This window comes from Cupriavidus sp. 01L45, from assembly GCF_056399885.1.
Window position 1 is genome coordinate 92,174 of the sequence record NZ_JBFTSG010000031.1, and the last position, 11,819, is coordinate 103,992.

Annotated in this window: 11 protein-coding genes; 4 read left to right on the forward strand and 7 right to left on the reverse strand. The window is 66.4% G+C overall.

The window, feature by feature from the left end:
* The first annotated feature begins 217 nt into the window (after positions 1 to 217).
* Both AC1DT6_RS21570 and AC1DT6_RS21575 read left to right on the forward strand, forming a co-directional pair.
* Positions 218 to 1,315, forward strand: a complete 1,098-nt coding sequence (locus tag AC1DT6_RS21570) for a porin (protein WP_441627516.1) — start codon at positions 218 to 220, stop codon at positions 1,313 to 1,315.
* An 82-nt stretch (positions 1,316 to 1,397) separates the two neighbouring features.
* Positions 1,398 to 2,381 (forward strand): Bug family tripartite tricarboxylate transporter substrate binding protein, encoded by a 984-nt coding sequence (locus AC1DT6_RS21575; protein WP_441627518.1) that lies wholly within the window; start codon positions 1,398 to 1,400, stop codon positions 2,379 to 2,381.
* Positions 2,382 to 2,451: 70 nt separating this feature from the next.
* Here AC1DT6_RS21575 and AC1DT6_RS21580 read toward each other — a convergent pair whose 3' ends face one another.
* The 5 genes from AC1DT6_RS21580 to AC1DT6_RS21600 form a co-directional block, all read right to left on the reverse strand.
* Positions 2,452 to 3,573: an NADH:flavin oxidoreductase/NADH oxidase gene (locus tag AC1DT6_RS21580; RefSeq protein ID WP_441627520.1), complete on the reverse strand. Its 1,122-nt coding sequence runs from the start codon at positions 3,571 to 3,573 to the stop codon at positions 2,452 to 2,454.
* 95 nt (positions 3,574 to 3,668) lie between these two features.
* The gene (locus tag AC1DT6_RS21585; RefSeq protein ID WP_441627522.1) at positions 3,669 to 4,895 is read right to left on the reverse strand and encodes a YbfB/YjiJ family MFS transporter; all 1,227 of its coding nucleotides are present in this window, start codon (positions 4,893 to 4,895) and stop codon (positions 3,669 to 3,671) included.
* 49 nt (positions 4,896 to 4,944) lie between these two features.
* Complete coding sequence (locus tag AC1DT6_RS21590; RefSeq protein ID WP_441627524.1) at positions 4,945 to 5,559, reverse strand: TetR/AcrR family transcriptional regulator; 615 nt, start codon at positions 5,557 to 5,559, stop codon at positions 4,945 to 4,947.
* Positions 5,560 to 6,126: 567 nt separating this feature from the next.
* Positions 6,127 to 7,125 carry a lipopolysaccharide heptosyltransferase I gene (gene waaC, locus AC1DT6_RS21595; RefSeq protein ID WP_441627526.1) on the reverse strand — a complete coding sequence of 333 codons (999 nt, stop codon included), beginning with the start codon at positions 7,123 to 7,125 and terminating at the stop codon, positions 6,127 to 6,129.
* A gap of 196 nt (positions 7,126 to 7,321) precedes the next feature.
* The gene (locus AC1DT6_RS21600; RefSeq protein ID WP_441627528.1) at positions 7,322 to 7,924 is read right to left on the reverse strand and encodes a cysteine hydrolase family protein; all 603 of its coding nucleotides are present in this window, start codon (positions 7,922 to 7,924) and stop codon (positions 7,322 to 7,324) included.
* Between the two features lie 145 nt (positions 7,925 to 8,069).
* Between AC1DT6_RS21600 and AC1DT6_RS21605 the strand changes: the two genes are divergently transcribed.
* Complete coding sequence (locus AC1DT6_RS21605; RefSeq protein WP_441627530.1) at positions 8,070 to 8,942, forward strand: LysR family transcriptional regulator; 873 nt, start codon at positions 8,070 to 8,072, stop codon at positions 8,940 to 8,942.
* Between the two features lie 185 nt (positions 8,943 to 9,127).
* Positions 9,128 to 10,495, forward strand: a complete 1,368-nt coding sequence (locus AC1DT6_RS21610; protein ID WP_441627532.1) for an APC family permease — start codon at positions 9,128 to 9,130, stop codon at positions 10,493 to 10,495.
* Here the strand turns inward: AC1DT6_RS21610 and AC1DT6_RS21615 are convergent.
* Complete coding sequence (locus AC1DT6_RS21615; RefSeq protein WP_441627534.1) at positions 10,492 to 11,070, reverse strand: TetR/AcrR family transcriptional regulator; 579 nt, start codon at positions 11,068 to 11,070, stop codon at positions 10,492 to 10,494. The genes AC1DT6_RS21610 and AC1DT6_RS21615 overlap by 4 nt on opposite strands.
* A 161-nt stretch (positions 11,071 to 11,231) precedes the next feature.
* Positions 11,232 to 11,819 (reverse strand): hypothetical protein (locus tag AC1DT6_RS21620; RefSeq protein WP_477114887.1); only part of this gene is annotated, 588 nt, incomplete at its 5' end.

Genomic DNA, 11,819 nt, shown 5'->3' on the forward strand with positions numbered 1-11,819 from the left:
CGTCTCCACATCACTAGGGATTTCCCGCCCATGTTTTTCCGGAAACGAACGGCTATATTTTGCTCGTTGTTTCTTATGTAATCTGATGTTTCACATATAAAACAAAAAGCCGGAACGTGCACAACCAGAGATGCACCCATCCGGACCGGGTAATGGTCTGGCGAAGCATGGCGACGCCAACGAAACAATACGGTGGACAAGGAAGAGGAATCGATCAATGAAACTTGGACGGATTGCGCTGGCTGCGCTTGCAGCCACGGTACCCCTGCTGGCCTCGGCCCAATCGACGGTGACGCTGTACGGCGTGGTCGATACCGGCGTCGAGTACGTGAACAATATTGGCGCAGCAAAGGACAACGTGTTCCGCATGAACACCCTGACCGGGACGGTGCCGTCACGTTGGGGCATCCGCGGCACGGAGGACCTGGGCGGCGGCCTCAAGAGCCTGTTCGTGCTCGAATCCGGTTTCGCGCCTGACTCTGGCACGTCCAACCAGGGCGGCCGGCTGTTCGGCAGGCAAGCCTTGGTGGGCCTCTCCGGCCCCTGGGGCCAGGTGGCCCTGGGCCGCCAGTACACCATGCTGTTCTGGGCCACATTGGACCCGGACATCCTCGGCCCCAACGTGTACGGCTCGGGCTCCCTCGACAGCTATCTGCCGAACGCGCGCGCCGACAACGCCGTTTCCTACAAGGGCACGTTTGGCGGTTTCACGCTGGGCGCCACCTACAGCTTTGGCCGCGATACGGTGAATGCGGGCCCGAGCCCGGCCGGCACCAATTGCGCAGGCGAAAACCCGGCCGACTCAAAGGCTTGCCGCGAATGGTCGGCATTGCTCCAATACGACAACAAGTGGTGGGGCGTGGCAGCGGCCTATGACTCGCTGCGCGGCGGACCCGGAGCATTCGGCGGCCTGTCCAGGAGCAACCAGTCGGACGACCGGCTCTCGCTCAACGGCTATGTGCTGCTGTCCAAGACCAAGATGGGCCTGGGCGTGATCCGCCGCGACAACGATGGCAGCCCGACGCCGCGCAGCGACCTCTGGTACGCCGGCCTGGCGTATGACATCACGCCCGCGTTCACGCTGGCCGGCCAGGTCTACTACCTCAAGTTTCACAACAGCGACAACAAAGCGATGCTGTACGCGCTGCGTGGTACCTACGCCTTCTCCAAGCGCACCTCCGTGTATGCCACGGCCGGCTTCATCGACAACGGCGGCCAGCTCGCCCAGTCGGTCAGCGGCGCCCAGACGGGCTCCAACCCCAAGCCCGGCGGCAACCAGCTGGGCACGATGATCGGCATCAAGCACACGTTCTAAAGCCCGCGCGCCGCCATGCGGCGCAAGCCGGATGGCACGAATCGTCCCATCCGGCGCGAAGTCTACCTAGAGGCGTCTCATCATGAAGTTTGCAACCCGCAACCTGTTTGCTGCCCTCGCAGCCACGGCCGCCGTGATGGCGGCAGGCACCGCCTGCGCGCAGGCCTATCCCAACAAACCCGTTACGCTGGTCGTGGCCTACCCCGCCGGCGGCGATACCGACGTGCTGGCTCGCCTGCTCGCGGAAAAGCTCTCAGCGCGCCTGCACCAGTCCGTCGTGGTCGAAAACCGCACCGGCGCGGCCGGCACGATCGGCAGCGCCTACGTCGCCAAGGCCGCGCCCGATGGCTATACCTTGCTGGTCGCGCCCAACACGGTCGCCATCGCGCCGCTGGTGCTCAAGAGCGGCACCGGGGGCGCCTACGACGTGCGCAACGATTTCACGCCCATTGCGCAGATCGGCATCCAGTCGCTCTTCGTGGTCGTCAATAAGAACTCCGGGATCACCAAGCTGCCCGATCTGGTCGCACGCGCCAAATCCGGCAGCCTGCAAACCTATGCCAGCCCGGGCAACGGTTCGCCCATGCACATTCTTGGCGAACTGTTCAACAAGGCGGCTGGCGTGAAGATCTCGCAGGTGCCGTATCGCGGCACGGCGCCGGCGGTGGTCGACGTGCTGGGCGGCCAGGTGCCGATGACCTACTCCACGCTCGGCGCGGTGGGCCAGTACATTACGGCCGGCAGCATCGTGCCGCTGGCCGTGGCCGACCTGAAGCGCTCGCCGTTCGCACCGAACGTGCCGACGCTGCTCGAACTGGGCTACAAGGATGTGGACGTCGGCGCCTGGCAGGCGCTGCTGGCGCCGAAGGGGCTTTCGCCGGAACTGGTGAAGACGCTGAACGCGCACGTCAACGACATCCTGAAGATGCCCGACGTGGTCGCGCGCATGGCCACCATCGCGGTTACGCCAATTGGCGGCGAACCCGGCACGCTGGGCAAGCTGATCGCGTCCGATTCGACGCGCTATGCAAAGATCGTCAAGGAGTTCGGCATCCAGGCTGACTGACGCGAACAGGTGATGACGGCCCGCCCCTTCCGGCGGGCCGTTTTTCGTTGATTTTTCGCTGACACCGTGACTAGCGTTGCCCGAAGCTGGCATCGAAAAACAGATCCTTGTACTCGCGCGGCTGCGAACGCCAGTACTGCTTCGGCGCATGGACCTGCGCGCCAAGCCTGGCCGCGGCGTGCCACGGCCAGCGCGGATCGTAGAGCATGGCGCGCGCCAGCGAAACCGCATCCGCTTCCCCGTTGGCGATGATGGCTTCGGCCTGCTCGGGCTCGGTGATGAGCCCCACCGCGATGGTCGGCAAGCCGACCTCAGCCTTGACCCGCTGCGCATAGGGCACCTGGTAGCCGGGCCCCAGCTTGATGGCCTGCGCCGGCGAGACGCCGCCGGTAGTCACGTGGATCGCCGCGCAGCCACGCGCCTTGAGCGCCTTCGACAGCGCCACCGTGCCTTCGATATCCCATCCGCCAGGCACCCAGTCGGTGGCCGAGATGCGCGCCCACACCGGCTTGTCGGCGGGAAATGCCGCACGCACCGCGTCGAACACCTCGATGGGGAAACGCATGCGGTTCTCCAGGCTGCCGCCATACTCGTCCTCGCGCTTGTTAGCCAGCGGCGACAGAAACTGATGCAGCAGGTAGCCATGCGCGAAATGCAGTTCGATGCCGTCGAGCCCGAGACGCGCCGCGCGAACGGCGGCGGCGACGAAATCGTCGCGCACCTTGTCCATGCCTGCGCGATCCAGGGCCAGCGGCGCATCCTCGCCCTCCGCGTGCGGCACAGCGGATGGCGCCACCGTCTTCCAGCCCAGCGGCTGTTCGGGCCGTATCTGGCTGCCGCCGTCCCAGGGGGCATGGCTGGATGCCTTGCGCCCCGCATGGGCAAGCTGTATCGCAAGCGCAATCGGCGCGTGTGCCCTGGCTGCGCCGATCACTTTGCCAAGGGCCGCCTCATTCGCATCCGAATAGAGGCCAAGATCCCCCGGCGTGATGCGCCCTTCCGGCGACACGGCAGATGCCTCGATGATCATCATTCCGGCGCCGGACAGCGCAAGCTGGCCGAGATGAATCATGTGCCAGTCGCCGGCCGAGCCCTCCTCGGCGGAGTACTGGCACATTGGCGCAATCACGATGCGGTTTTCCAACCGCAGATTGCCAATGGATAAGGGTTGGAATAACCGGCTTTGACTCATGGGAACGACTCCTTGCTGTTTCCTGGCACTTGTCTGTGGCGTTTGTCTGTGGCGTGCGTGGCGCCCGTCCATTCTAGGACGCCTTCCTGTTTTCATCAGGACGCGGCAACTGGCTGCGGCTTGCGCCCCGTGAGGATGTCGGCGGTCAGCGCCAGGGCCAGCGCCACCGCGCCGCACAGGAAGATCAGCGCATAGTTGTTGTGCGAAAGCGTGAACAGGTAGGAGTAGCCGTAGCCGGCGAGGGCCTGGAACAAGGCAAAGGCCGTGGTGGCGCGGCTCCACGCTGCGCGCTGCTCGAGATGGTCGTGCGGCACCATTTCCTGGATACGCCCGAGCACCAGCGGCACGATGCCGGGCGTGAAAATGCCCAGGGCCACGGTGGCGACGCCAATGAGAATCGGGTTGCCGGACAAGGCAAGCGTGGCTACGGCAATCGCCTGCAACAGCAACGCGATGCGATAAGCCGCGCCAAAGCCGATGCGATCGGCCACATTGCCGCTCAGGACAGGTCCCGCGATGGCCGCGACACCGTACAAGACCCAGTACCCGGCACCGGTCTCCGCACCCCGGCCCAGCCCGCGCGCCACATAATCCACCAGCAGCACCATGGCGGGCACAAGCCCGAGCGCGTTCGCGGCGTACTGGGCGTACAACACGCGCAACGCCGTGTTCCCACGCCCGACCGGCTGCCTACCGGCAGCCGGTGCCGGCGCCGCGGGGGCCGAGCCCGGCCAGCCAAACCAGCTCACGGCGGTCAGGATGGCCGCGAACACGCCGAGACCGATCCAAGTGTCCTTCAGACCCAGCTGTAACAACCTGGGAATGATGGTGCCCGAGGCCGCAATGCCGAGTCCGAGCCCCAGGAAGATCATGCCGCTGGCAAAGCCGCGCCGGGCGGGTGGGATATGCGGCAGGATCGTGGTCGCCACCAGCACCATGATGGCGCCGCCCGAAACGCCGGACGCGAAGCGCCAGGCAAAGAACCAGCTCACCGAGAACGGGTACGCGCAGGCAAAGAAGGCGGCCGTTGCGATCAGCATCAACAGCCGCAACGCATGGCGGTTGGATAGCGCATTGGCAATGGGACGACCCAGCAGCGCCCCGGCCAGGTAGCCGGCGAAATTCGCCGCGCCGAGCGTCACCGCCTGCGACGACGTGAACCAATGCGCCTGGATCAGCGGCGGAATCAGCGGCGTGTAGGCGAAGCGCGCGAGGCCGATGGCTACCAGGCTGCCGCACAACCCGGCGAGGGTGGCGAACAGTGCGCGGGCATCGAGTGTCGACGCCATGGAGCTTGGGATCGTGGCTGTGTTTTCAGACATGATGCATTCCTGCGGATTCGATATGTGGTTCGCTGTGCCGGCGTGCGGCTCATGCCGTGCTGGCCGCGACGGGCAGCGGCGGCAGGCCGAGCAGGCTCAGCGCCGGACTGACGGCGCCGGTGAGCAGCGCGCGTTCCGGCCTGACCCGGGCGAGCACTCGCACCCCCAGCAGGACCGCCAGCAGGTGCGCGCCCGCGTCCGCTGCCGGGAGGACCGTCGGCACCTCGCCGCTTGCCTGCCCCGCCTCCATGCAGCGCTGGAAGAAAGCCTGGATCTGGGCAAGTTCGCCGGCGATGCCCTGGCGGCATGCGGCGTCGCCGGGCGTCGACTCCACCGCGGCATTGACCAGCATGCAGCCGCGGTGCCGCGCGTCCGCAACGGAACGATCGACGATCTCGCCGAAAAAGGACGCGATGGCATGGCCGGGCGTTTGCGACGATTCCAGCCGCGCAATCCGCTCGTGCAGCGTGCGCTCCAGGTAGTGCTCCAACGCGCGCAGGAACAGCCCGCGCTTGTCACCAAAGGCGTTGTAGAGGCTGGGCTGCGTCAAACCCGTGCACTTGACGAGATCGCGCGTGGAGGTGGCTTCGAAACCGTTCGCCCAGAAGGCATCTCCGGCTGCTTCCAGCACCTGTTGTTCGTCGAATTCGCGGGGTCGTGCCATGGTTGCTGCTCCGGCTTGGCTGACTAAGGTGGATCTGGATGGATACGTTTTGTATCGCACGATACAAAAGCGATTATATATCGGACGATATAGAACGCAAGGTGAATGCAAATGACCGTTAGAGGACCAGGGGAACGTTCATCAAATGATCAAGATGGAATGCGGCCAGATAGCGGTATCGGCACATGTGCGAAGCCGTGGCAGGCTATTGCGTCGTGAAAGCCACCCGGACGGGCATATGATGTCGAGACAGACAGCGAACCGCCGCTGCGCGCGCAGCGCCGCAGCTACAGCCATCGTGGGATCTACGTGGACAACGGGAAGGTGATGCCAGGAATGCCTGGAACACCAATTGAACGCGCTTCGGCTGATGGGCGGCTAGATGAAGTTTTAGCGGCAGCGCCGGTGCGACGGCAAGCCATCGCCCAGGCGGGGTACCCGCCCGGCACATCCGGCGTCCGGCGCGCGGGGCGGGCAAGCGATCAACGCGTGACGTGTTGAAGCGCCCGCGGCGGCTGGCTGATCACCCCAGTCCGCAACGCGGGCAGCCGCGGATCGGGCACCGGTTCAGCCCAGGCTGGCGGCCGCCACTTGTGGCCTGGCCTGACCGCCGGTGACCCGGTCGATCGCGGCAAGCACCTCATCAACTTCGGGCACCACGCCGCGGGCGCCCACGGAGACAGACTGGCCCGGCGTGTCGATCCCGAAATGCTGGCTGTCGGTCACCGTGAACAGCATCACCGACGGCTTGCCCAGCGCATCGGCCAGGTGGACGAAGCCGGTGTCGGTGCCGACCACCAGCGCGGCGGCATCCACCCGCTGCGCGCATTCGGTAATGGTCATGCGCGGCAACACCTCGGCGCCGGGAATCTCGGCAGCCAGCGCCTCCGATTGCTCGCGCTCGGCGGGCGAGCCCCAGGGCAACTGAATCTTGTAGCCCCGACCAGCCAGCGTCCTGCCGACCGAGATCCACCGCTGCGAGGGCCATTTCTTGGCCTCGACCGAGGTAGCGTGGAACAGCATGGCGCGTGGCACGCCGTCGGCATTGAGCGGTGCGGCGGGCGCAGGCACGCGCAGTGCGTAATGCTCAACGGGATCCAGTGCGTAGCCGAGCGCGTTGGCGACCACCATGCGCATCTTGTGGCGCGCGGTGGCGTCTCCGTGCGGCCCGAAGATCTGCGTATAGGCGAACACGGCACGCGCCTCGCCCAGATACTCGGCGGCGTAGCCCAGACGCCGGCTCGAGCGCGCCAGCCAGGCCACGATGGCGCTTTTATACACGCCGTGCACATCCACCACCACATCGTACTTTTCGCGACGCAATGCCCACAGTGCGCCAAAGATGGCACGCAGGTCAGCCCAGCTACGGGACTTCTTGAAGCCGCGCAGCGGCGGCGCGATCACGCGGTCGACGCCCACGGCCCAGCGGGGAATATCGGCGCAGGAAGCATCGGCCACCCAGTCGATCTTGGCCTCGGGATAAGCGCGGCGCAGGTCGGACACCAACGGCAAGGTGTGCACCATATCGCCAAGCGAGGTGATCTTGATGAGGAGGATGCGTTTCATGGATAAGGCGGGGATCGGGTTGCGGACAGGCTTCGCCGGCTTGCGGCGAGGCCGTAGTATGCACCAGGGCCATAGCCCGCGCACGCATTACCCGATGTGCACCCGCCTGTAATGGGGTCTGCGCGGCACTCGCCACGCGCCCGCGCCATGCCATCTTTTCCTTCGACTTCCGCTAACGCGCAGCCCGCCCCACCGCTCAACGCCAGGCAGCGGCGCTGGCCACGACCGTGGCAAAGCGGTCATGCAGCGCGGCCAGCGAGCCACGGTGGATTTCCGCCGCCGCGAGGGGCGCTCCGCCCAGCGGGTCCGGCAGGTCCCGCGTGGCGCAGGCCGAGGCCACCACGGTGCTGCGATAACCATGATCGAGTGCGGACCGCACCGTTGCGCTCACGCACATATGGGTCTGGAACCCCGCCACGATCAGCTCCTTGCGGCCAAGTTTTTCCAGCAACACCGCCAGGGTCGTACCGGCAAAACTATTTGGCAGGCCCTTGACCACGGTATGTTCACCGGCCTGCGGCTCCAGCCCCGCGACGATGGCCGCGTAGGGTCCTTCCGGATCGAAGGCGCCGCCGCCGGCCCGGCCGTGATGCACCACGTGCACCACCGGGCTGCCGTGGCGGCGCGCCAGCGCCAGCAGTTCGCCGCACGCCGCGATGGCCGCCGGCATGCCTGTCAGCGGCAGCTTGCCGTCCACGTATTCGCGCTGGTGGTCGATCAAGACCAGGGTGGCTGCCTCCCAGGCCGAAGGAGCGCGGCTGGCGCCGGCGAGGTCGAGCAAGGTGAAGGGTGCGGCCATCGTGATTCCTTTCGAAGTCGGTATGTGAGCCGGTACTGAACGGGTATGGATCGGGTACAGGCAGGCGCCACGGTGGCGGCAACCATGCAAGCGATGATAAGCCGCGCTATCCTGTTCGCCAATTCTCAATTGCCTCACAACCATTGTGCAAAAACGCTCACTGCACTGGGATGACCTGCTGACCCTGTCCACGCTGATCCGGACTGGCAATTATTCGGCCTGCGCCCGCGAACTGGAGGTCACGCACGCCACCGCCATCCGCCGCATCCGCCGGCTGGAGACCGCGCTCGGCAAGCCCGTGGCGACGCGCACCGATGGCGCCTTCGCGCTGTCCGCCGCCGGCCGCGCGGCACTGGCCGCGGCGCAGCAGATGGAGAACTCGGCCGAACGCCTGCTACGCGAAGTGGAGGACGCCGGCGGCGGCGTTTCCGGCGTAGTCGGCATTGCCTGCACCGCGACGCTCGGCAGCAACTTCCTGACGCCGCGCATGTTCGCGCTCTATTGCGCGCACCCGCAACTGGAAGTCCGGCTGGAAACGGACAATCGTATCGCCAGCCTGGCCCGGCGCCGCGCCCACATCGCGGTGCGTCTGGCGCGGCCGCAGGAAAGCGACGTGATCGCGCAGCGCGCCGGCAGCATGAGCTTCGGCCTCTATGCCCCGGCACGGCCAGCCGGTGCCGGCGCCTGGAGCGAGCAGGATCTCGCTGCCGCGCCGCTGTGCGGCCTGCTGGACGAAGGCCTGGCCCTGCCGGAAGCCGAATGGACGCGGGCGCTGGCAGCGCGCAAGGGTTTCCAGTCGAACAATCTGCTGGCGGTGCATGAGGCAATCCGCACCGGCCTAGGTATCGGCCTGCTGCCGCATTATCTGGCGCGCGACGATGCGCGGCTCACGATGGTGCGCGAGGTGCCGGAGGTGGTGCGGGAGATCTGGCTGGCCTATCCGCAGGAATTTCGCGGCGCTTCACGGTTCCGGCCGGTCATCGACTGGCTGGCCGGGGAGTTGCGGCAATGTCCTTGAACCTTGCAACCTGGACGCTGGCCGATGCCGCCCGTGGCGGCGGAATCCGTTGAAAGCGCGGGGGCAGGCAGTATAGTTGGCTAATGCACGCCGGCACGCGCCGTGGCGCGGGTAGCGCGCTCATTGCGATGATTGGCCAGCCGGCCTGCCGCCCCCGGCAAGCCGGCCGCACCGGGAGCACCACCATGGACCGGGACTCACCGGCAAAGCTGGATGCAGGCGCGCTCGGGCTGGGCGAATCCGTGGTGATGGGCGTGGCGGGCACGGCACCCGCCTTCAGCCTGGCGGCAACCACGGCCACCCTGGTCGCCACGGTGGGGGTCCTGGCGCCGGCCAGCTTGCTGTACTGCGGGCTGATCATGTTCGGCGTGACGCTGTCCTACCAGCAACTGAACAAGCTGCATCCCAACGCTGGCGCCTGCTATACCTGGGTGTCCGAGATCTTTCATCCCGTGCTGGGTTTCTTCGCGGGCTGGACGCTGCTGGTGGCCTCGGCGGTATTCATGGTGTCGGGCACCATTCCCGCCGCGACCGCCACCTTGCTGCTGTTCGATCCGGCGCTGGCCGAACGTCCGCCCGTGGTCACGCTGGTCGCAGCGGGCTGGCTGCTGGCGGTAAGCGCCGTCGTGATCAAGGGCATCAAGCTGACCAGCTATACCCAGGTGGCGATGACGCTGGCCGAGGTGGGTGTGCTGGCGGCAATCGTGCTCGCAGCCCTGCTGCGGGCGCCGTTGCCGCTTGCGCATCCGATCTCGCTGTCATGGTTATCGCCAACCGGCTTTACGCCGCAACTGTTTGCCAACGGCGCGCTGGTGGCGCTGTTCTTCTTCTGGGGCTGGGACGTGACGGCCAACCTGACAGAGGAAACACGCGATCCCGAACACGCGCCCGGACACGGGGCCGTGCTTTCCATGCTCATCGTCCTTGCGCTGTTCCTGGCCTTCGTCGTCGCCAGCCTGGCGGTGCTGAGCGACGAGGAGATTCGCCGTGCCGGCACCAATACCGTGTTCGCCCTCGCCGCCCGGCTCTTGCCGCGCCCGTGGGACTACCTGGCCGTACTGGCCGTCATGCTCAGCACCGTGGGTACGCTGGAAACCTCGATCCTGCAGTTCACCCGCACCCTTTACGCCAAAGGCCGCGATGGCTTGCTGCACCCGCGCTATGCCGCATTGCATCGCACCTGGCGCACGCCGTGGGTGGCGACAACCGCGATTGCATCGTTCGGCTTGCTGTTGCTGGCCCTGTCCGCGGGCTTCAGCAGCGTGGGCCAGATCATCCAGGACTCGGTCAACGCCATCGGCTTCCAGGTGGCATTCTATTACGGACTGGCAGGATTCGCCTGCGCCTGGCACTCCCTGCACCATGCCGCACGCACGCCGGCCAGGCTGTTGTTGCGGGTGCTCTGGCCGGCCGGCAGCGCAGCGTTCCTGTGGTTTATCGCGCTTTACAGCATCCCGAGTTTCGACCTGGCCACGCGCGTGGTTGCCCTGGGCGGCATCGCCGCCGGTGCCGTGCCGCTCTGGCTGAACCGGCGGCGCCAACTGACCGCTTAGGCGGCAACGGACGCCATCAGCAGATCCGACGCGGCTTCGATACGCTGGGGGGCGCCGAACAGGCGCGCCACCACCAGCCCGTTCTGCAGGGCGCCGAAGACCGCTTGCGCCATCGACTGAGGAGGCAATGGCATGGCATGGCTCTGCGTAGCCCGCCCGTTCCGCGGCACGCTTTCGAGCAAGCGGGTGAGCCAGCTTTCATTCAGCCGATAGAAATCCTTGAGGATGCGATGCACCGCCTCGGGCAGCAGCAAGGTTTCCGTGGAAAGCATGCCGACCAGGCAGATCGCGTCACCGCCCGCCGTAGCTTGCCAGGGCCTCAGATACGCGCGAGCCTGTTCGGCCACGGGCAGGCTGGTGTCGATGTCGCGCACATACCCGGAGATGCGCGCGCTGTATTCCGTCACCGCCGCCGTCAGCAGGTCCTCCTTGGAGGGGAAGTAGTAATGGATGCTGGAGGTCTTGACCCCCACCTTCTCGGCGAGGTCCCGATAGCTGAAGCCATTGAAGCCCCGCTGCCGCACCAGCACCAGGGTGTGCTCAAGCAGTTGTTCGCGTACGGATTGGGTGGTCATATGGCATACATCCACCTTTCGGCGGACCCTCGGGAAGCGTTGGCGGTGCCCTGGCCGGAGGTTGTTCCCGGTATCAATGGCAAAAAGCCGGTGCTACCGGCTCTTTGCATGCACCACCAGACTCATTGGCTGACAGGTTGATTCACTTCACGGCATCGCGTTCAGGCGTTGGCGCCTTCGGTGAATACATCGAACTTGCCGGTACGGGCGCCATCCGTGTAGGCATCGACGCTACGGGCCGGGGAAGCCGACACGCCGGTACGGTCCAGGCCAGCGACGATGCGGGCGCCGTCGGTGTACGGGTCGAACTTGCCGACACGGGCACCTTCGGTGAACGGGTCGAACTTGCCGCTACGGGCGCCATCGGTATAGGCATCCACGCTGCGGGCCGGGGAAGCCGACACGCCGGTACGGTCCAGGCCGGCGACGATACGGGCGCCGTCGGTGTACGGATCAGCCTTGCCGACGCGGGCACCTTCGGTGAACGGGTCGAACTTGCCGCTGCGGGCGCCATCGGTATAGCCATCCACGCTGCGGGCCGGGGAAGCCGACACACCGGTGCGGTCCAGGCCGGCGACGATACGGGCGCCGTCGGTGTACGGGTCAGCCTTGCCTACGCGGGCGCCGTCGGTGAACGGGTCGGCCTTGCCGCTACGCGCGCCGTCGGTGAACGYGTCGGGCGTGGCGCTGCGGAACACATAGCCGTACTTGTCGCCGGCGAAGCTGCTGTCCTTCGGGCCCGAGGCCTG

Coding starts and splice junctions, on each gene's coding strand:
- AC1DT6_RS21570 (WP_441627516.1), top strand. CDS start 218: ATGAAACTTGGACGGATTGCGCTGGCTGCGCTTGCAGCCACGGTACCC.
- AC1DT6_RS21575 (WP_441627518.1), top strand. CDS start 1,398: ATGAAGTTTGCAACCCGCAACCTGTTTGCTGCCCTCGCAGCCACGGCC.
- AC1DT6_RS21580 (WP_441627520.1), bottom strand. CDS start 3,573: ATGAGTCAAAGCCGGTTATTCCAACCCTTATCCATTGGCAATCTGCGG.
- AC1DT6_RS21585 (WP_441627522.1), bottom strand. CDS start 4,895: ATGTCTGAAAACACAGCCACGATCCCAAGCTCCATGGCGTCGACACTC.
- AC1DT6_RS21590 (WP_441627524.1), bottom strand. CDS start 5,559: ATGGCACGACCCCGCGAATTCGACGAACAACAGGTGCTGGAAGCAGCC.
- waaC (WP_441627526.1), bottom strand. CDS start 7,125: ATGAAACGCATCCTCCTCATCAAGATCACCTCGCTTGGCGATATGGTG.
- AC1DT6_RS21600 (WP_441627528.1), bottom strand. CDS start 7,924: ATGGCCGCACCCTTCACCTTGCTCGACCTCGCCGGCGCCAGCCGCGCT.
- AC1DT6_RS21610 (WP_441627532.1), top strand. CDS start 9,128: ATGGACCGGGACTCACCGGCAAAGCTGGATGCAGGCGCGCTCGGGCTG.
- AC1DT6_RS21615 (WP_441627534.1), bottom strand. CDS start 11,070: ATGACCACCCAATCCGTACGCGAACAACTGCTTGAGCACACCCTGGTG.